The sequence below is a fragment of the Xanthomonas albilineans genome (assembly GCF_009931595.1).
GTDB classification, from domain to species: Bacteria; Pseudomonadota; Gammaproteobacteria; order Xanthomonadales; family Xanthomonadaceae; genus Xanthomonas_A; species Xanthomonas_A albilineans.
Genome location: NZ_CP046570.1, coordinates 1147980 through 1171347 on the forward strand (window position 1 = coordinate 1147980; position 23368 = coordinate 1171347).

The following is a 23368-nucleotide window of genomic DNA, read 5'->3' on the forward strand; positions in this document are numbered from 1 at the left end:
GCCCAGCCGGCCAGCACGGTCATGAACACGGTGGTGCCATGGCGTTGGCTCAGGGCACGCAGGGCGTCGGTGAGTTCGGCATCGATGACGATGTCGACATGGTCGCCACGATAGTCCTGCACTGCTGGACGCGGATGGTCGGTAGGCAGTTCCAACAGTGCCGGCGCGTCATGCAGGTGCTCACGCCAGAAGCCAAGTTGACGTTGCAGCAGTGGCCCATCGAGCCAGCGGCGTTGCCACATGGCGTAATCGGGATATTGGATCGGCAACGGTGGCAAGGGATCGGGTTGGCCTTGCACGAAGGCGGCGTACAGCGCGCTCAGTTCCTGCACCAGCAACGCCATCGACCAGCCATCCGAAACGATGTGGTGCATGGTCACCAGCAGGCGATGTTGCTGCTCGGCCAGCTGCAGCAGGCGACCACGGATCAGCGGACCACGGCTCAGTTCGAAGGGCGTGTTGGTTTCCTGTTCGGCGTGGAGTTGGGCGTCGGCGTGGGGGTCTGCTGTTTGCCGCAGATCGATGCACTCCAGCGCAAAGCCGACGTTGGCCGGCGCAATTACCTGTGTGGCGCCATCGTCGTTGGCGACGAAACAGGTGCGCAGGGCTTCGTGGCGGGCGACGATGCGATCCAGGGCTTGTTGCAACGCGGACAGGTTCAGCACGCCGTGCAGGTCCACGCCGCCGGCGAGCAGGTACGCGCGTGCAGCACGTTGATCGAGCTGCTCTAGGAACCACAGTCGCTGCTGGGCGTAGGACAGCGGCAATGGCGCATCGCGGTCGGCTGGTACGATCGCCGGCAGGGTGCTGGCGTCGGTGTTGTCCAGGGCCTGGGCCAGATCGACCAGACGCGGCTGGGCGAACAAGGTGGCCAGCGGCAGTTCCAATCCCAGCGCGCTGCGGATGCGCGAGATCAGGCGCACGCCGAGCAGCGAGTGCCCACCGAGGGCGAAGAAGTTGTCGTGCCGTCCGATGTTTTCCAGACCCAGTAATTCGCGCCAGATTGCGGCGATGGTTTGTTCGATTTCGCCCTGGGGTGCTTCATACGCATGCGCCGCATACGCCGTGACGTCCGGTGCTGGCAATGCCTTACGATCCAGCTTGCCATTTGGCGTCAGCGGCAGCCGATCCAGTTGTACGTAAGCCGCCGGTACCATGTAATCCGGCAGTACATCCGTTAGCCAGCTGCGCAAAGCATCCGCATCCACGCTATCGGACCTCACCCCTTCGGCGCCAACCCAGTACGCCACCAGCCGTTTGCCCGTGCCTGTCGCATCCTCCAGCGCCACCACTACGCACTCGCGCACCTCTGCATGTGCGCTCAGCCGTGCTTCGATCTCGCCCAATTCGATGCGGAAACCACGGATCTTGACCTGGTGATCGTTGCGGCCCAAAAACTCGATCGTGCCATCGGCACGCCAGCGTGCTAGATCACCGCTGCGGTACATCCGCGCATTGGCTGTTTCGGAGAATGGATCGGCAATAAAACGCTCGGCAGTCAAATCGTCTCGGTTCAAATACCCTCGGCCTACACCATCGCCGCCGATATACAACTCACCGACCACCCCGATCGGCACTGGCGCGCCGTGTGAATCCAGGATGTAAATCTGCGTGTTCGCGATCGGGCGGCCGATCGGAAGGTTGCTGGCATGTCCCCATCCCACGTGGTAGCGCCACGCCGTGACATCCACTGCCGCTTCTGTCGGTCCATAAAGATTGAAAATCCCGGCCGCTGGGAAAGTCGCCTGCGCACGCTCTGCAAGCGTTGGGGGCAATGCCTCACCACTGCAGATGACACGCCTGATCTCTGGGAATGGCGCATGATCGCCATGCTCGATCAACGCCCGTAGCATCGACGGCACGAAATGCAGCGTGGTGATGTGCGCATCGCGGATCAATGCCTTCAGATACACCGGATCCTTATGCCCCTCTGGCTCCGCCAGTTGCACACGCGCTCCGCTCAGTAGGGGCCAGAACACCTCCCACACCGAGACATCGAAACTGATCGGTGTTTTTTGCAGAACGATCTCGGATTGGTCGAGCTTGTAGGCGTCCTGCATCCACACAAGGCGATTGACGACGCCGCGATGTGCGTTCATCGCCCCCTTCGGCACACCGGTCGATCCAGACGTATAGATCACATAGGCCAGATGACGTGCAGTTAGATCACTTGCGTTGCGGTCGGGGTTGCGGTTCGGCAAATATGCCCAACGTTCCCCGTCGGTTTGCAGATCGACGATCACATCCGAGGCGGGGCTACCCTCGACCAGGTAGCGACTGCCTGTATCCGTCAGTACCACTGTCGCGCCGCAATCCGTGAGCATATAGGCCAGCCGCTCCGGCGGATAAGCCGGATCCAGCGGCACATACGCACCACCCGCTTTCAGTACCGCCAGCAGCGCCACCACCATCTCGACGCTGCGCTGTATGCAGATTGCCACACGGTCATCTGGACGCACACCCAATGCGCGCAGGTAATGCGCCAACTGATTTGCCTGTGCGTTCAACTCGCCATACGTCAACGCCACTTCGCCTTGCATCACCGCGATCGCCGCTGGATCACGCGCCACTTGCGCCTCGAACAATTCGTGCACACACGCATCGCGCGGATAATCTGCCGCCGTCGCATTCCATTCCATCAGTATTTGATGGCGCTCGGCCTCAGGCATTACGTCAAGATCGCGCACCGCCGTTTCCGGCGCATGGGCAAGCGCATCGACAAGTCCTTCCAGTGCCTTCATCAGGAAGGCGCCTATCCGTCCCGGAACCAGTGGCCGCTGCGACTGCACCGTCAATCCAAAATCGGATCCCAAGTCGTCGATGGAAACCATGAGCGGATAACTCGTCCGATCATTCTCCACTAGTGTCTCTATCCCTTCCCATGCCAATGACTCGGCTGAGCTTTCTGCCGGTGCGGTATGCCGGTAGTTGAGCAATGAGGTGAACAAGGGGGCCGGCGCAGGAACACGGCTGCAACGCTGCGCCAGCGACAGCGGCGCATGTTCATGCCGCAACAGCTCAGCAAGATGCTGTTGAGCCAGCCGCACACTCTTCGCCACGCTGGATCCATCAATCTCGATGCGTAACGGCAATGTGTTGATGAACATGCCCAGCGTACGGTCGCCCCCCGTGCCACTTTGCATGCGGCCAAACAGAAGTGTCCCGAACACCACACTCTCACGTCCCGTGGCGCGTGCTACCACCTGCGCCCAGGCCAGATGGAACAGACTCGCCACGCTCACGCCGAGCACGCGCGCCTGCTTGCGCAGCAATGCCGACAGCGGATCGGGTAGCTCAAACCGAAGCTCCTCCACATCCGACCCATCGCCCTGTGCATTCAAAAGACCGAAAGGCGCGCAGGGCTCAGCTACATCGCCCAGCATCGTGCGGAAATACGCATCATGTTCGTCTTGGCTCACGCCAAGTAGTGCCTGCGCCACGAAATTGCGGAATGGCAGGGCAGGTGGCAACCTGTCGCTGTGACCGCCAAGGTGCTGCTTTACCTCATCCAGTAAGATCGCAAGCGTTGTATGGTCGGACGTAAGTTGATGGCTCATCAGTTGTAGCAACCAGCGGCCATTGGCCAGATCGTGCGCCGCAAAACCACGCATCAACGGCGCCTGACGCAGGTCCAGACGCCAGTGCCGTGGGTCGAAGCGCGACTGCAACTGTGCGGCCACCTCGCCGTCGGACTCATCCAGGCAGACGTGCTCGATCACCAGCGCGGCGCGACGCCACACCACTTGCACGGGTGCGGTCAGTCCTTCCCACACCACCGCCGTGCGCAGGACGTCGTGACGATCGATCACACGTTGCAAGGCATCGACAAACCCATCCAGGCGTGAACGACTATCGAACGCAATCAGGTTGCGCAGCAGATAGGCATCGCCTTCGCGCTGCAACAGGTGATGGAAGAAAATGCCTTCCTGCAATGGAGCCAACGGATAGATGTCCTGGAGATTGGCCGGGCCACCTGGCGTCATCGCGACGATGGTGTCGATCTGTGCTTGAGTGAGTGCGACCAGCGGCAGCATCTCCGGTGTGATCGCCACGCTATCGGGCGCAATCTGATTGGGTGGAACGCTGACCGATACCGCGCCGCTTGCAGCAGCCAATGCAGCAAGCGTCGGCGTGGCGAACAAGCTGCGTAAATCGGCCTGCAGACCCTGTTGGCGCATGCGCTCGGCCAGTGTCACCGCCAACAACGAATGCCCACCGAGGGCGAAGAAGTTGTCGTGCCGTCCGATGTTTTCCAGACCCAGTAATTCGCGCCAGATTGCGGCGATGGTTTGTTCGATTTCGCCCTGGGGTGCTTCATACGCATGCGCCGCATACGCCGTGACGTCCGGTGCTGGCAATGCCTTACGATCCAGCTTGCCATTTGGCGTCAGCGGCAGCCGATCCAGTTGTACGTAAGCCGCCGGGACCATGTAATCCGGCAGTACATCCGTTAGCCAGCTGCGCAAAGCATCCGCATCCACGCTATCGGACCTCACCCCTTCGGCGCCAACCCAGTACGCCACCAGCCGTTTGCCCGTGCCTGTCGCATCCTCCAGCGCCACCACTACGCACTCGCGCACCTCTGCATGTGCGCTCAGTCGCGCTTCGATCTCGCCCAATTCGATGCGGAAACCACGGATCTTGACCTGGTGATCGTTGCGGCCCAAAAACTCGATCGTGCCATCGGCACGCCAGCGCCCCAGATCGCCAGTGCGGTACATGCGTGCTGTCGGATCAGCACTGAATGGATCAGGCAGGAAGCGCTCGACCGTCAGGTCGTCTCGGTTCAAATACCCCCGAGCTACGCCGTCGCCACCGATATACAACTCACCCGCCACCCCAATCGGGACCGGCGCACCGTGTACATCGAGGATATAGATCCGTACGTTGTTAATCGGACGCCCGATCGGTGGCGCGCCCGTTATACTCGCATCACATTCATGCATACATGCGCAGACCGTCGTCTCTGTGGGGCCGTATGCATTGATCAAGCGTCTGCCTTGGCCCCAACGTTCTGTGATGCCAGCAGAGAGTGCTTCGCCGGCAACGACGAGTGTCTTTAGACAGGAAAGCTCTGGCTTTTCAGGTAGGTTATTCAATGCCGAAGGTGGTAGGGTGACGTGACTAATCTGATGTTCGCTCAATATTTTCGTGAGCGTTTCGCCTGCCAATACCGCACCTCGATCAGCGATATGCAGTGACGCTCCACAAAACAGCGACACAAACAACTCAGAAGCAAATGCATCAAAACTCAGCGAGGAAAACTGCATGACACGGCTGTTTTCTTCGACATTGAACGCGCGTATCTGAGCCAGTGCCAGGTTCACGACACTGCGATGCTCATTCATGGCGCCCTTGGGCGTACCGGTCGATCCCGAGGTGTAGATGACATAGGCTAGATGGTGTGCAGTCACACCGCTGGCGTGGTGATCGAGATTGAGGTCTGGCAGGTGTTCCCAGCGCTCGCCGTCAGCTTGCAGATCGACGATCACGGCCGTAGTAGCACTGTCCTCGACTAGATGGCGGCTGGCGGCATCCGTCAGCACCGCCACCGCGCCACAATCGGCACGCATGTAAGCCAGTCGCTCCGGCGGATAAGCCGGATCCAGCGGCACATACGCACCGCCTGCCTTCAGCACCGCCAACAGCGCCACCACCATCTCGACGCTGCGCTGCACGCAGATCGCCACCCGGTCGTCCGGGCACACGCCCAACTCGCGCAGGTAATGCGCCAACTGGTTGGCTTGCGCATTCAACTCGCCATACGTCAGCGATACCTCGCCCTGCACCACCGCGATGGCCGATGGATCGCGCGCCACTTGAGCCTCGAACAGTTCATGCACACAGGCATCGCGTGGATAATCCGATGCCGTTGCATTCCATTGCATCAGCACCTGATACCGTTCGTCCTCGCTCAGCAGTGGCAAATGGTCCACTGCCTGATCTTCGGCACCCTCGGCCACCATCGCATTCAACAGATGCTGCCAATGCCCTATCCAGCGATCCAACGTCGAACGCTCGAACAGCGCCGTGGCATAGTTCAAACTTCCGAGGATCCCGTCCTCGCTTTCGGCCAACGCCAACGCCAGATCGAACTGCGCACTCGTCTGCGCTGTGCCAAGACCACTGGCTTCGAGTTCGGCAAGATCCAACTCGCCCTGTGGCGTGTTCTGCCAGGCGAACATCACCTGGAACAACGGTGCATGCGCCAGGCTGCGCGGCGGCTGTACCAATTCCACCACCTGTTCGAACGGAATGTCCTGATGCGCCTGTGCCTGCAGGGCACGTTCCTTCACCGATGCCAGCAGTTGCGCCAACGTCGGCGAGCCAGACAGTTCCACCCGCAGCGCCAGCGTGTTGACGAAGAATCCGATCAGCCCTTCGGTTTCCGAGCGACCACGATTGGCCGCCGGACTGCCGATCACCACATCACCCTGTCCGGACAGACGCGACAACAACAGTGCCCAACTGGCGAGTAGCGTCATATACAGCGTCAGCCCATGCCGCTGGCTCAGCGCCTTCAGCGCCTGTGCCTGCTGCGGACCGATGACCACCTCCAGCATCGCACCGGCATGATCTTGCTGCGCTGGACGCGGACGATCCGTTGGTAGTTCCAACAGCACCGGCGCACCAGACAGCGCCTCGCGCCAATAAGCGGCCTGCCGCTGCAACACCTCGCCTGTCAACCATTGCCGTTGCCAGTGCGCATAATCGGCGTATTGGATCGACAACGGCGACAGCGGATCGGCTTCGCCGCGCGCAAATGCCCGATACAAAACACTCAACTCGTTGATCAAAATCCCCATTGACCACCCGTCCGAGACGATGTGGTGCATGGTCACGAAGAGGACGTGTTCGTCGTGGGCGAGCTGTACCAGCACGCCACGGATCAGCGGGCCGCACTCGAGCGCGAACGGTGTCTGCGCCTCGTCGGCCAATAACCGTTCCAATGCGGTCTCGCGATCTTGCACATCGCACAGGTCGTGAGCGATCAACTGGAAGCCGCTGTCCTCGGCGGCGATCTGCTGCAACGCCTGCCCATCGACTAGCGCGAAGCTTGTGCGCAGCGACGCATGCCGAGCCACGATACGATCCAGGGCATGTTGTAGTGCCTGAGTATCCAGTGCCCCACGCAACCGCAGGCCACCGCTGATGTGATACGCCTGACTGACGCCTTCGAACTGCGACAGGAACCAGAGCCGCTGCTGCGCGAAGGAGAGCATGCGTGGTGCATCCGGCTCCAGTGGCGTGATCGGCGGTAAAACTGAAGCGGACGAGGACGCCACGCACGCGGCAAGTTGCTGGAGCGTCGTATGCGTAAACAGCTCCGCCACGCCGATCTCGGTCCCCAGCTCATGACGCAAGCGCGAGGCGACCCGCACCGCCAGCAAGGAATGTCCACCGAGGGCGAAGAAGTTGTCGTGCCGACCGATCGTCTCCAGACCGAGCAGGTCGCCCCAGATCGCGGCAATGGCCTGTTCGATGGCACCCTGTGGTGCTTCATACGCACGCGCGGCATAGGCCGTGCCATCCGGTGCCGGTAACGCCTTGCGATCCAGCTTGCCGTTGGCGGTCAACGGCAGCGCTTCCAAGTGCACATAAGCCGTCGGCAGCATCACCTCGGGCAGGCGATTGGCCAATTGACTGCGCAGGCGCTCGGCGCTGTGCACGTCGGCATTGCCGACCACATAGGCCACCAATCGCGGTTCGCCTGGGGTGTCCTCGCGCAGCAACACGACGGCATCCTGCACGCCCGCGCAGGCACGCAATGCGGCGGCGATTTCGCCCAGCTCGATGCGGAACCCGCGCAGCTTGACCTGGTCGTCGTTGCGACCGAGATACTCCAGCGTGCCGTCGGCGCGCCAGCAGGCGATATCGCCACTGCGATACATGCGTTGGCCGGGGTGCTCGGCAAACGGATCGGGGACAAAACGTTCGGCGGTCAGATCCGCACGCCCCAGATAGCCGCGCGCCAGCTGTGGCCCGGCGATATGTAGCTCTCCAGCCACGCCAATCGGCGCGTGTTGTCCGTGCGCATCGAGCACGTACAGGCGCAGATGCGCAATGGGTTGACCGATCGGCACGCGTCCGTTGGGTGCATGCGCATCGTCGGCGGTGGTCGTGTGGACCGCACAGCCGACCACGGTCTCGGTCGGGCCGTATTCGTTGATCAGCCGGGTGTGCGGTGCGAGGGCGTGCCAACGGGCCAGCGTGGCTGGCGGCAGTGCTTCGCCGCCGATCACCATCACCGCCGGAGTCAGCGGTGTTGAGTGGTCGGCCAACTGCTGGCCGAGCACGTCCAAATGCGCCGGAGTGAGCTTGACCAAGCCCAGCGGAGTCGGATCGCACAGGCGTTGCCGCAAGGCATCGAGGGTGTCGTGTTCGGGCAGCAGTTCGATCTGCGCACCGCACAGCAACGGGGCGATCAGACTGGTCAAGGTGGCATCGAAGGACAGCGACGAGGACACCACCGCGCTGGGAGTTGGCCGATAGGTCGCGACGGCCCATTGCAGATAATGCGCGGCACTAGCATGGGTGAGCAAAGTGCCCTTGGGTTGGCCGGTGGAACCCGAGGTGTAGATGACGTAGGCCAAATTGTCCGGACACAGGCCGGGGACATCCGGCGCGCTCGGATCATCGTGGTGTGTATCGGCAATGTCGTCCAGGGTCAGCACGCTGACGCGCAGCATGGCGCGACTGGCTGGGAGATGATCCTGCAAATTGGTGCAGGTCAGCACTGCGCGTGGGCGACTGTCCTCCAGCAGGAAGGCCAGACGCTCGCTGGGCAGTTCCGGATCCAGCGGCACATACGCCGCGCCGGCCTTGAGCGTGGCGAGCACCGCGACTACTTGTTCGATGCTGCGCGGCAGGTACAAGGCGACTCGACTCTCCACACCGACGCCGGAGCGGCGCAGACGCTGGGCGAGCCGATTGGCGCAGCCATCCAGTTCGGCATAGCGCAGGGTGTGTTCGCCTTCGCTGACCGCGATGGCATCGGGTGTGCGCTGTACCTGCGCTTCGAACAGGGAGTGGATGCAGGTGGCCGGTGGAAGCGACGTGCTCTCGGTGACGGTGAAGCGCTGCAATTGCACGCGTTCGTCGGCGGGCAACAGCGGCAGTTGCGCGACACGGACATGTGCGTCGGTGACCATGCCGCGCAACAGGGTCACGAACTGGGCCAGATGGCGTTCGAGAGTACTGCGCTCGAACAACGCCGTGGCATACCCCAGGCTGCCGACGATACGATCCTGCTGCTCGTGCAGCGAGAACTCCAGATCGAACTTGGCATCGCTGGCCTGTGCGGGGATCGGCTGCAACCGAATGTCGGGCAGGATCAACTCGGCATCGGGCACGTTCTGCCAGGTGAGCACGACCTGGAACACGGGCTGCGCGGACAAACTGCGCTCGGGATTGAGCGCTTCGATCACCTGTTCGAACGGTACGTCCTGGTGATCCTGCGCGGCCAGTGCGGTAGCGCGCACCTGCGCCAGCAAGTCGGCGACGGTGGGCGCACCGCGCAGATCGATGCGTAGTGCCTGGGCGTTGACGAAGAACCCGATCAGCGCTTCGAGTTCGCTACGGGTGCGGTTGGCGACGGGCGCGCCGATCACAACCTGGTCTTGCCCCGACAGCCGTGACAACAGCACGGCCCAGCCCGTCAGCACGGTCATGAACACGGTGGTGCCGTGGCGTTGGCTCAGGGCACGCAGGGCGTGGGTGAGTGCGGTATCGAGGGTGATGTCGACATGGTCGCCGCGATAATCCTGCAATGCTGGACGCGGGTGGTCGGTGGGCAGTTCCAACAGTGCTGGCGCGCTATGCAGGTGCTCACGCCAGAAGCCAAGTTGACGTTGCAGCAGTGGTCCGTCGAGCCAGCGGCGTTGCCATACGGCGTAATCGGGATATTGGATCGGCAGCGGCGGCAGCGGATCGGGTTGACCTTGCACGAAGGCGGCGTACAGTGCACCAAGCTCGCGCAGCAGGATGCCGATGGACCAGCCATCGGAGATGATGTGGTGCATGGTCACCAGCAGGCGATGTTGCTGCTCGGCCAGCTGCAACAGGCGACCACGGATCAACGGAGCACGGCTCAGTTCGAAGGGCGTGTTGGTTTCCTGTTCGGCTTGATCTTGCGCGGCGACCTGGGCATCTGGCGTGTTGCGCAGATCTGCACACGTCAGCGCAAAGCCTACATCCGCAGGAGCAATCGACTGGGTGGCGCCGTCGTCGTCGGTCACGAAGCAGGTGCGCAGGGCTTCGTGGCGGGCGACGATGCGATCCAGCGCCTGTTGCAGCGCGGGCAGATTCAGCGCGCCGTGCAGGTCCACGCCGCCGGCGAGCAGGTACGCGCGTGCGGCACGTTGATCGAGCTGCTCTAGGAACCACAGTCGCTGCTGGGCGTAGGACAGCGGCAATGGCGCATCGCGGTCGGCTGGTACGATCGCCGGCAGGGTGCTGGCGTCGGTGTTGTCCAGGGCCTGGGCCAGATCGACCAGACGCGGCTGGGCGAATAAGGTGGCCAGCGGCAGTTCCAATCCCAGCGCGCTGCGGATGCGCGAGATCAGGCGCACGCCGAGCAGCGAGTGCCCACCGAGGGCGAAGAAGTTGTCGTGACGCCCGATGTTCTCCAGGCCAAGCAGTTCACTCCAGATCGCAGCAATGGTCTGTTCGATTTCCCCCTGCGGTGCTTCATACGCATGCGCCGCATACGCCGACCCATCAGGTGCCGGTAACGCCTTACGATCCAGCTTGCCATTCGGGGTCAGTGGCAGGCGATCCAACCGCACATAAGCGGCTGGGACCATGTAATCCGGCAACACATCCGTTAGCCAGCTGCGCAAAGTTTCTGCGCCCAGATGTTCGGAGATCACACCCTCTGCACCGACCCAATACGCCACCAGTCGCTTATCGCTGCTTGTCACCGCATCCAGTGCCACCACCACGCACTCGCGCACCTCCGCATGCGCGCTCAGACGCGCTTCGATCTCGCCCAGTTCGATGCGGAAACCGCGGATCTTGACCTGGTGATCGTTGCGGCCCACAAACTCGATCGTCCCATCGGCACGCCAGCGCCCCAGATCGCCAGTGCGGTACATCCGTGCTGTCGGATCGGCACTGAATGGATCAGGCAGGAAGCGCTCGACCGTCAAATCGTCTCGGTTCAAATACCCCCGAGCTACGCCGTCGCCACCGATATACAACTCACCCGCCACCCCAATCGGGACCGGCGCAATGTGTGCATCGAGAATATAGATCCGTACGTTGGCAATCGGACGACCGATCGGTGGCGCGCCCGTCATACTCGCATCACATTCATGTAGACATGCGCAGACCGTCGTCTCTGTGGGGCCGTATGCATTGATCAGGCGTCTGCCTTGGCCCCAACGTTCTACGATGCTTGCAGAGAGTGCCTCGCCGGCAACGACGAGTGTCTTCAGACAGGAAAACGCTGGCTTTTCAGGCAAATTGTTCAGTACCGAAGGTGGTAGGGTGACGTGACTAATCTGATGTTCGTTCAAGATTTTCGTGAGCGTTTCGCCTGCCAATACCGCATCTCGATCAGCGATATACAGTGACGCTCCGCAAAGCAGCGATACAAACAACTCAGAAGCAAATGCATCAAAACTCAGCGAGGAAAACTGCATGACGCGGCTGTTCTCTTCGACATTGAATGCGCGTATCTGAGCCAGCGCCAAGTTCACGACACTGCGATGCTCATTCATCGCGCCCTTGGGCGCACCGGTCGATCCTGAGGTGTAGATGACATACGCTAGGTGGCGTGCAGTCAGACCGCTTGCATGACGGTCGGGATTGCTGTCCGGTAGGTGCTCCCAGCATTTGCTATCGGCTTGCAGATCGACGATCACCGCCGAAGCGACACTGTCCTCGACTAGATGGCGGCTGGCGGTATCCGTCAGCACCGTCAACGCGCCACAATCGGCACGCATGTAAGCCAGCCGCTCCGGCGGATAAGCCGGATCCAGCGGCACATAGGCACTACCGGCCTTCAACACCGCCAACAACGCCACCACCATCTCGACGCTGCGCTGGGCGCAGATCGCCACCCGGTCGTCCGGGCGCACGCCCAACTCGCGCAGGTAATGCGCCATCCGGTTGGCCTGAGTATTCAACTCGCCATACGTCAGCGACACCTGGCCCTGCACCAGTGCGATGGCTGATGGTGTTCGCGCCACTTGTGCTTCGAACAGTTCGTGCACATAGGCATCGCGTGGATAATCAACTGCTGTCGCATTCCATTGGGTCAACACCTGATGACGCTCGGCCTCAGGCAGCACGTCGAGATCGCGCACCCTCTTCTCCGGTGCATGGACAAGCGCATCAACGAGCCCTGTCAGCGCCTGCATCAGGAACGCGCCTATCCGTCCCGGGACCAGTGGGTGCTGCGACTGCACATTCACTGTAAAACCCGATCCAACATCATCGATGGAAACGGCAAGCGGATAATTCGTTCGCTCATGACTTGACAGCGTCTGAATTCCCTCCCAGGCCATCGCCTCGGCAGTATCTTCTGCCTGGACGCCATGCCGGTAGTTGAGCAGCGAGGTGAACAACGGCGCTGGCGCAGGAACACCGCTGCACCGCTGCGCCAGCGATAGCGGCGCATGTTCGTGCCGCAACAGCCCGGCAAGACGCTGTTGCACCATCCGTACACTTTCCGCCACGTTGGATGCATCAATTTCGATCCGTAGCGGCAACGTGTTGATGAACACCCCCAGTGCACGGTCGGCCCCCGTCCCGCCCTGCATGCGGCCAAACAGCACCGTGCCGAACACAACCGTCTCACACCCCGTGGCGCGCGCCACCACCTGCGCCCAGGCCAGATGGAACAGGCTGGCCGCACTCACGCCAAGTACGCGTGCCTGGTCGCGCAGCAATGCCGACAGCGGATCCGGCAATTCAAGCCGTGCTTCTTCCACGTCCGCTCCATCGCCTTGTACATTGACCACGCCAAACGGTGCACAGGGCTCCTCCACATCGCTCAGCATCGCCCGGAAATACGCCTCATGCTCCTCGCGACTCACGCCCAACAGCGCCTGCGCCACAAAATTGCGGAACGGTAGCGGCGCCGGCAAGCTGTCGGCTTCACCACCCAAGTGGCAGCGGACTTCTTCCAGCACGATTTCCAGTGTGGTGTGATCCAGGGCAAGGTGATGGCAGAGCAACTGCAACAACCAACGGCCATTGGCCGGATCCTGTGCCGCCACGCCACGCATCAGCGGCGCCTGACGCACGTCCAGACGCCAGTGCCGTGGGTCGAAGCGCGACTGCAACTGTGCGGCCACCTCGCCATCGGCCTCATCCAGGCAGAGGTGCTCGATCACCAGCGCGGCGCGACGCCACACCACTTGCACGGGGGCGGCCAGTCCTTCCCACGCCACTGCTGTGCGCAGGATGTCGTGACGATCGATCACACGTTGCAAGGCATCGATAAATCCGTCCAGACGCGAACGGCTGTCGAAGGCGATCAGGTTTGGTTGCAGATACGCATCGCCTTGGCGTTGCAGCAGGTGATGGAAGAAAATGCCTTCCTGCAAGGGAGCCAGCGGATAGATGTCCTGGAGATTGGCAGAGCCGCCCGGGATTATCGCGACGATGCTGTCGATCTGTTCCTGCGTGAGTGTCACCAGCGGCAGCATCTCCGGCGTGATCACCGCGCTGTCGGACGCAATCTGGTTGGGCGGAACATTGACCGATACGGCATCGCTCGCAGCCGCCAATGCAGCAAGCGTCGGCGTGGCGAACAAGGTGCGCAAGTCGGCCCGCAGACCTTGTTGTCGCATGCGCTCGGTCAGTGTCACCGCCAACAAGGAATGTCCCCCAAGTGCAAAGAAGTTGTCGTGGCGACCGATCGTCTCCAGACCGAGCAGGTCGCCCCAGATCGCGGCAATGGTCTGTTCGATCGCACCCTGCGGTGCTTCATATGCACGCGCCGCATAGGCCGCTGCATCCGGTGCTGGTAACGCCTTGCGATCCAACTTGCCGTTGGCGGTCAACGGCAGCGTTTCCAGTTGCACGTAAGCGGTGGGCAACATGTAGTCGGGCAGGCGCACGTCGAGTTGGGTACGCATGGCCTCCGGGCTGAGGGCAATACCATCGACATCGCCGACCAAATAGGCCACCAATCGCGGTTCGCCCGGGTTGTCCTCGCGCAGCACCACCGCGGCATCCTGCACGCCCGCGCAGGCGCGTAGCGCGGCGGCGATTTCGCCCAGTTCGATGCGGAACCCGCGTAGTTTGACCTGGTCGTCGTTGCGGCCGAGATAATCGAGCGTGCCGTCGGGACGCCAGCAGGTGATATCGCCACTGCGGTACATGCGTTGGCCTGGCTGTTCGGCAAACGGATCGGGCACGAAGCGTTCGGCGGTCAGATCGGCACGACCGAGATACCCGCGCGCCAGTTGCGGCCCAGCGATATGCAGGTGACCGGCCACGCCAATCGGCGCGTGTTGCCCGTGTGCATCGAGCACGTACAGACGCAGATGCGCAATCGGTTGACCAATCGGCACGCGTCCGTTGGACGCATGTGCATCGTCAGCGGTGGTCGTGTGGACCGCACAACCGACCACGGTCTCGGTCGGGCCGTATTCGTTGATCAGCCGGGTATGGGGCGCGAGGGTCTGCCAACGGGCCAGCGTAGTTGTCGGCAGCGCTTCGCCGCCGATCACCATCACTGACGGGCTCAGCGGTGTTGGGTGGTCGGCCAACTGCTGACCGAGCACTTCCAGATGCGCCGGGGTAAGCTTGACCAAGCCTAGCGGAGTCGGATCGCACAGGCGTTGACGCAAGGCATCGAGGGTGTCGTGGTCGGGCAGCAGTTCGACCTGCGCACCGCACAGCAACGGGGCGAGCAGGCTGGTCAAGGTGGCATCGAAGGACAGCGACGAGGACACCACCGCGCTGGGCTGCGGTCGATAGGTTTCGATGGCCCATTGCAAATAATGCGCAGCACCCGCATGCGTGAGCAAGGTGCCCTTGGGTTGGCCGGTGGAACCGGAGGTGTAGATGACATAGGCCAGATTGTCCGGACACAGGCAGGGAACATCCGGCGCGCCGGGATCATCGTGTTGTGTCTCGGCAATGTCGTCCATGGTCAGCACGCTGACGCGCAGCATGGCGCGGCTGGCCGGGAGATGATCTTGCAGATCGGTGCAGGTCAGCACTGCGCGCGGGCGGCTGTCCTCCAGCAGGAAGGCCAGGCGTTCGCTTGGTAGTTCCGGATCCAGCGGCACATACGCCGCGCCGGCCTTGAGCGTGGCAAGCACCGCGACCACTTGCTCGATGCTGCGCGGCAGGTACAGGGCGACTCGACTCTCCAGGCCGACACCGGAACGGCGTAGACGCTGGGCGAGCCGATTGGCGCGTGCATCCAGTTCGGCATAGCGCAGAGTGCGTTGTCCTTCGCTCACCGCGATGGCATCGGGGGTGCGCCGCACCTGCGCGTCGAACAGGTGGTGGATGCAGGTGGCCGGTGGAAGCGACGTGCTCTCGGTGACGGTGAAGCGCTGCAATTGCGCGCGTTCGGCGGCGGGCAACAGCGGCAGTTGCGCGACACGGACATGCGCGTCGGCGACCATGCCGCGCAACAGGGTCACGAACTGGGCCAGATGGCGTTCAATGGTGCTGCGCTCGAACAAGGCCTTGGCATACCCCAGGCTGCCGACGATACGATCCTGCTGCTCGAGCAGCGAGAACTCCAGATCGAACTTGGCATCGCCGGCCTGTGCGGGGATGGGCTGCAACCGAATGTCGGGCAGGACCAACTCGGCATCAGGCACGTTCTGCCAAGTGAGCACGACCTGGAAGACCGGCTGTGCGGACAAACTCCGTTCCGGGTTGAGCGCTTCGATCACCTTTTCGAATGGCACGTCCTGGTGATCCTGCGCGGCCAGTGCGGTGACGCGTACCTGCGCCAGCAAGTCGGCGACGGTCGGCGCGCCGCGTAGATCGATGCGCAGTGCCTGGGCATTGACGAAGAACCCGATCAGCGCTTCGAGTTCGCTGCGGGTGCGATTGGCGACGGGCGCGCCGATCACCACCTGGTCTTGACCCGACAGTCGCGACAACAGCACGGCCCAGCCGGCCAGCACGGTCATGAACATGGTGGTGCCGTGGCGCTGACTTAAGTGATTCAACGCGTCGGTGAGTTCGGCATCGATGACGATGTCGACATGGTCGCCACGATAGTCCTGCAATGCTGGACGCGGATGGTCGGTAGGCAGTTCCAACAGTGCCGGCGCGCCATGCAGGTGCTCACGCCAGAAGCTAAGTTGACGTTGCAGCAGTGGTCCGTCGAGCCAGCGGCGTTGCCACACGGCGTAATCGGGATATTGGATCGGCAACGGCGGCAAGGGATCGGGTTGGCCTTGCACGAAGGCGGCGTACAGCGCGCTCAGTTCCTGCACCAGCAACGCCATCGACCAGCCATCCGAAACGATGTGGTGCATGGTCACCAGCAGGCGATGTTGCTGCTCGGCCAGCTGCAACAGGCGACCACGGATCAACGGACCACGACTCAGGTCGAAGGGCGTGTTGGTTTCTTGTTCGGCGTGGAGTTGGGCGTCGGCGTGGGGGTCTGCTGTTTGCCGCAGATCGATGCACTCCAGTGCAAAGCCGACGTTGGCCGGTGCAATCACCTGTGTGGCGCCATCGTCGTTGGCGACGAAACAGGTGCGCAGAGCTTCGTGGCGGGCGACGATGCGATCCAGGGCTTGTTGCAACGCGGACAGGTTCAGCACGCCGTGCAGGTCCACGCCGCCGGCGAGCAGGTACGCGCGTGCGGCACGTTGATCGAGCTGCTCTAGGAACCACAGTCGCTGCTGGGCGTAGGACAGCGCCAATGGCGCATCGCGGTCGGCTGGTACGATCGCCGGCAGGGTGCTGGCGTCGGTGTTGTCCAGGGCCTGGGCCAGATCGACCAGACGCGGCTGGGCGAATAAGGTGGCCAGCGGCAGTTCCAATCCCAGCGCGCTGCGGATGCGCGAGATCAGGCGCACGCCGAGCAGCGAGTGCCCACCGAGGGCGAAGAAGTTGTCGTGACGCCCGACCTGTTCGACGCCGAGTAGCTCGCGGTAGAGATCGGCCAGCTGTGTTTCCCGTTCGCCTTCTGGGGCGAGGTAGGCTTGCGTCGCCAGCGCGTCGGCGTCCGGTGCGGGCAATGCCTTGCGATCCAGCTTGCCATTGGGTGTCAGCGGGAGCCGATCCAACTGTACGTAAGCCGCCGGGACCATGTGCTCGGGCAGGCGGGTGGCCAAGGTGGCGCGCAGTTGCTCGGCGCTGGCGACCGCATCAGCGACCACATAGGCGATCAGACGTCTGTCGCCATCGTCCTCGCGCACAATGACCGCCGCCTGCCGCACACCGTCGCAGGCGTGCAGCGCGGCCTGGATTTCGCCCAGTTCGATGCGGAACCCGCGCAGTTTGATCTGCTCGTCGTTGCGGCCCAGATACTCCAGCGTGCCATCGGCGCGCCAGCGCGCCAGATCGCCGCTGCGGTACATGCGCGTACCGGGCTGATCGGCGAACGGATCGGGGACGAAACGTTCGGCGGTCAGTGCTGGGCGATGCAGATAGCCGCGCGCCAGACCCGCACCGGCCACGTACAGTTCACCGGCCACACCGACCGGCAGGCACTGACCATCGGGTCCCAGCACATACGCGCGCAGATCCGCCAGCGGTGCGCCGATCGGGCTGTTGCCAGGACGCTGTACATCCTGCGCGGTGAGTGCATGGGCGGTGACGTGCACGGTGGTCTCGGTGATGCCGTACATGTTGAGCAGGGTGGTGCGCTGACCATGTTCGGCGTACCACGCGGTCAGGCTGGCCGGTTGCAAGGCTTCGCCGCCGAAGATCACCAGGCGCAGATGGTGATGCAGGTCGCTGCGCTGTTGCGCATCGATCAGCGCCTGGAACGCACTGGGGGTCTGGTTGAGCACGCTGACGCGCTGCTCGCACAGCAGGGTATGGAAGGCATCGGGATCGCGTGCGGTGTCCTGCGACACCACGACCAGGCGTCCGCCGTGGGCCAGCGCGCCCCACAGTTCCCAGACGGAGAAGTCGAACGCGCAGGAATGGAACAGGGTCCAGACATCCTGGGCGGTCGGTGCGACGCACGCGCGGGTGGCATGCAACAGGCGCACGACCTGGGCATGGGCGATGACGACGCCCTTGGGGGTGCCGGTGGAACCGGAGGTGTAGATGAGGTAGGCCGGATGTTGCGGCAGCAGATCGGTGCGCTGCGGTGCGTGAGTGGGTTGTTGTGCCCAGGTGTCGGTATCCGTGTCGATCCGGAGGAGGGTGATGTCGTCGCGCTCCTGCCATGCGTTCGCCAGCGCATGTTGGGTGATGAGCACGCGCGGTTGCGCATCGTCGAGCATGAAGGCCAGTCGCTCGGCGGGATAGGCCGGGTCCAGCGGCAGATAGGCGGCGCCAGCCTTGAGCACGGCGAGGATGGCGACGATCACCTCCACGCCGCGGTGCAGGAACAGTGCGATGCGATCTTCCGGGCCGATGCCGTGCGCGATCAGGTGATGGGCGAGTTGGTTGGCGCGGGCATCGAGGTCGGCATAGCACAGCGTGCACTGGCCATCGACCACGGCGATGGCCTGCGGGGTGCGTGCGACCTGCTGCTCGAACACGCTGGGCAGACAGCGCTGGTCGGCGAAGACGCGATGCTGGCGGGCGAGGCGTTGCAGCCATTGTTGGCGCTCGGTGGTGCTGAAGAGCGGCAAGCGCTCCACGCGGCAGTGTTCGTCGGCGACCATGCCGTGCAACACGGCGAAGAAGTGGTGCAGATGGCGCTCGATGGTGCTGCGCTCGAACAGCGCGGTGGCATAGCCGAGCGTACCGACGATGCGGCCATCGTGCGCTTCCAAGGTGAGTTGCAGATCGAATTTGGCCGAGGTATCCGGGTAAACAATCGAGCGCAGCTCCAAACCCGGCAACGTGGGAGTTGCAGTGGGAGTGTTCTGCCAGGTGAGCATGACCTGGAACACCGGGTGCGCGGACAAACTCCGTTCCGGGTTGAGCGCTTCGATCACCTTTTCGAATGGTACGTCTTGGTGATCTTGCGCGGCCAGTGCGGTGCTGCGCACCTGCGCCAGCAAGTCGGCAACGGTCGGCGCACCGCGTAGATCGATGCGCAGTGCCTGGGCATTGACGAAGAACCCGATCAGCGCTTCGAGTTCGCTGCGGGTGCGATTGGCGACGGGTGCGCCGATCACCACCTGGTCTTGACCCGACAGTCGTGACAACAGCACGGCCCAGCCGGCCAGCACGGTCATGAACATGGTGGTGCCGTGGCGCTGACTTAAGTGATTCAACGCGTCGGTGAGTTCGGCATCGATGACGATGTCGACATGGTCGCCACGATAGTCCTGCAATGCTGGACGCGGATGGTCGGTAGGCAGTTCCAACAGTGCCGGCGCGTCATGCAGGTGCTCGCGCCAGAAGCCAAGTTGACGTTGCAGCAGTGGCCCATCGAGCCAGCGGCGTTGCCACATGGCGTAATCGGGATATTGGATCGGCAACGGTGGCAAGGGATCGGGTTGGCCTTGCACGAAGGCGGCGTACAGCGCGCTCAGTTCCTGCACCAGCAACGCCATCGACCAGCCATCCGAAACGATGTGGTGCATGGTCACCAGCAGGCGATGTTGCTGATCGGCCAGCTGCAACAGGCGACCACGGATCAACGGACCACGGCTCAGGTCGAAGGGCGTGTTGGTTTCTTGTTCGGCGTGGAGTTGGGCGTCGGCGTGGGGGTCTGCTGTTTGCCGCAGATCGATGCACTCCAGCGCAAAGCCGACGTTGGCCGGCGCAATCACCTGTGTGGCGCCATCGTCGCTGGCGACGAAGCAGGTGCGCAGGGCTTCGTGGCGGGCGACGATGCGATCCAAGGCTTGTTGCAGCGCGGACAGGTTCAGCACGCCGTGCAGGTCCACGCCGCCGGCGAGCAGGTACGCGCGTGCAGCACGTTGATCGAGCTGCTCCAGGAACCACAGTCGCTGCTGGGCGTAGGACAGCGGCAATGGCGCATCGCGGTCGGCTGGTACGATCGCCGGCAGGGTGCTGGCGTCGGTGTTGTCCAGGGCCTGGGCCAGATCGACCAGACGCGGCTGGGCGAATAAGGTGGCCAGCGGCAGTTCCAATCCCAGCGCGCTGCGGATGCGCGAGATCAGGCGCACGCCGAGCAGCGAGTGCCCACCGAGGGCGAAGAAGTTGTCGTGACGCCCGACCTGTTCGACGCCGAGTAGCTCGCGGTAGAGATCGGCGAGCTGTGTTTCCAGTTCGCCTTCTGGGGCGACATAGGCTTGCGTCGCCAGCGCGTCGGCGTCCGGTGCGGGCAATGCCTTGCGATCCAGCTTGCCATTGGGTGTCAGCGGGAGCCGATCCAACTGTACGTAAGCCGCCGGGACCATGTGCTCGGGCAGGCGGGTGGCCAAGGTGGCGCGCAGTTGCTCGGCGCTGGCGACCGCATCAGCGACCACATAGGCGATCAGACGTCTGTCGCCATCGTCCTCGCGCACAATGACCGCCGCCTGCCGCACACCGTCGCAGGCGTGCAGCGCGGCCTGGATTTCGCCCAGTTCGATGCGGAACCCGCGCAGTTTGATCTGCTCGTCGTTGCGGCCCAGATACTCCAGCGTGCCATCGGCGCGCCAGCGCGCCAGATCGCCGCTGCGGTACATGCGCGTACCGGGCTGATCGGCGAACGGATCGGGGATGAAACGTTCGGCGGTCAGTCCTGGGCGATGCAGATAGCCGCGCGCCAGACCCGCACCGGCCACGTACAGTTCACCGGCCACACCGACCGGCAGGCACTGACCATCCGGTCCCAGTACATACGCGCGCAGATCCGCCAGCGGTGCACCGATCGGGCTGTTGCCAGGACGCTGTACATCCTGCGCGGTGAGTGCATGGGCGGTGACGTGTACGGTGGTCTCGGTGATGCCGTACATGTTGAGCAGGGTGGTGCGCTGACCATGCGCGGTGAACCACGCGGACACACTGGCCGGTTGCAAGGCTTCGCCGCCGAAGATCACCAGGCGCAGGTGGTGCTGCAAGTCGCTGTGCTGTTGCGCATCGATCAGCGCCTGGAACGCACTGGGAGTCTGGTTGAGCACGCTGACGCGCTGCTCGCACAGCAGGGTATGGAAGGCGTCGGGATCGCGTGCGGTGTCCTGTGACACCACGACCAGGCGTCCGCCGTGGGCCAGTGCACCCCACAGTTCCCAGACGGAGAAATCGAACGCGCAGGAATGGAACAGGGTCCAGACATCCTCGGCGGTCGGCGCGACGCACGCGCGGGTGGCATGCAACAGGCGCACGACTTGGGCATGGGCGATGACGACGCCCTTGGGGGTGCCGGTGGAACCGGAGGTGTAGATGAGGTAGGCCGGATGTTGCGGCAGCAGATCGGTGCGCTGTGGTGCGTGAGTGGGGTGTTGTGCCCAGGTGTCGGTATCCGTGTCGATCCGGAGGAGGGTGATGTCGTCGCGCTCCTGCCATGCGTTCGCCAGCGCATGTTGGGTGATGAGCACGCGCGGTTGCGCATCGTCGAGCATGAAGGCCAGTCGCTCGGCGGGATAGGCCGGGTCCAGCGGCAGATAGGCGGCGCCAGCCTTGAGCACGGCGAGGATGGCGACGATCACCTCCACGCCGCGGTGCAGGAACAGTGCGATGCGATCTTCCGGGCCGATGCCGTGCGCGATCAGGTGATGGGCGAGTTGGTTGGCGCGGGCATCGAGGTCGGCATAGCACAGCGTGCACTGGCCATCGACCACGGCGATGGCCTGCGGGGTGCGTGCGACCTGCTGCTCGAACACGCTGGGCAGACAGCGCTGGTCGGCGAAGACGCGATGCTCGCGGGCGAGGCGTTGCAGCCATTGTTGGCGCTCGGTGGTGTTGAAGAGCGGCAAGCGCTCCACGCGGCAGTGTTCGTCGGCGACCATGCCGTGCAACACGGCGAAGAAGTGGTGCAGATGGCGCTCGATGGTGCTGCGCTCGAACAGTGCGGTGGCATAGCCGAGCGTACCGACGATGCGGCCGTCGTGCGCTTCCAAGGTGAGTTGCAGATCGAATTTGGCTGAGGTATCCGGGTAAACAATCGAGCGCAGCTCCAAACCCGGCAACGTGGGAGTTGCAGTGGGAGTGTTCTGCCAGGTGAGCATGACCTGGAACACCGGGTGCGCGGACAAACTCCGTTCCGGGTTGAGCGCTTCGATCACCTGTTCGAACGGCACGTCCTGGTGATCCTGCGCGGCCAGTGCGGTGCTGCGTACCTGCGCCAGCAAGTCGGCGACGGTCGGCGCGCCGCGTAGATCGATGCGCAGTGCCTGGGCATTGACGAAGAACCCGATCAGCGCTTCGAGTTCGCTGCGGGTGCGATTGGCGACGGGTGCGCCGATCACCACCTGGTCTTGACCCGACAGTCGTGACAACAGCACGGCCCAGCCGGCCAGCACGGTCATGAACATGGTGGTGCTGTGGCGCTGACTTAAGTGATTCAACGCGTCGGTGAGTTCGGCATCGATGACGATGTCGACATGGTCGCCACGATAGTCCTGCAATGCTGGACGCGGATGGTCGGTAGGCAGTTCCAACAGTGCCGGCGCGTCATGCAGGTGCTCGCGCCAGAGGCCAAGTTGACGTTGCAGCAGTGGCCCATCGAGCCAGCGGCGTTGCCACATGGCGTAATCGGGATATTGGATCGGCAACGGTGGCAAGGGATCGGGTTGGCCTTGCACGAAGGCGGCGTACAGCGCGCTCAGTTCCTGCACCAGCAACGCCATCGACCAGCCATCCGAAACGATGTGGTGCATGGTCACCAGCAGGCGATGTTGCTGATCGGCCAGCTGCAACAGGCGACCACGGATCAACGGACCACGGCTCAGGTCGAAGGGCGTGTTGGTTTCTTGTTCGGCGTGGAGTTGGGCGTCGGCGTGGGGGTCTGCTGTTTGCCGCAGATCGATGCACTCCAGTGCAAAGCCGACGTTGGCCGGCGCAATTACCTGTGTGGCGCCATCGTCGTTGGCGACGAAACAGGTGCGCAGGGCTTCGTGGCGGGCGACGATGCGATCCAAGGCTTGTTGCAGCGCGGATAGGTTCAGCACGCCGTGCAGGTCCACGCCGCCGGCGAGCAGGTACGCGCGTGCGGCACGTTGATCGAGCTGTTCTAGGAACCACAGTCGCTGCTGGGCGTAGGACAGCGGCAGCGCCGCGTCGTCGTCGCGTGGCGGGATGCTCTCTTCCGCAGCAGGGTCTGATTCGGCCAACAAGGCCCAGAGGCGATGTGCCTCCTCACGGCTCAGGTTAGAGATATCCTGTTGAGACATGGGGGAAGAGGACATGG

At 63.2% G+C, this 23368-nt stretch carries 1 protein-coding gene (running past one end of the window); it reads right to left on the reverse strand.

Going from position 1 to position 23368, the window contains the following annotated elements:
• Window positions 1-23366, reverse strand: partial view of a non-ribosomal peptide synthase/polyketide synthase gene (locus tag XaFJ1_RS04985; RefSeq protein WP_161525133.1) — the 5' portion only. The gene continues 12022 nt to the left of window position 1, outside the view; the window shows 23366 of its 35388 coding nt (coding positions 1-23366); the start codon lies at window positions 23364-23366; the stop codon falls past the left edge of the window.
• Between the last annotated feature and the right edge of the window lie 2 nt (window positions 23367-23368).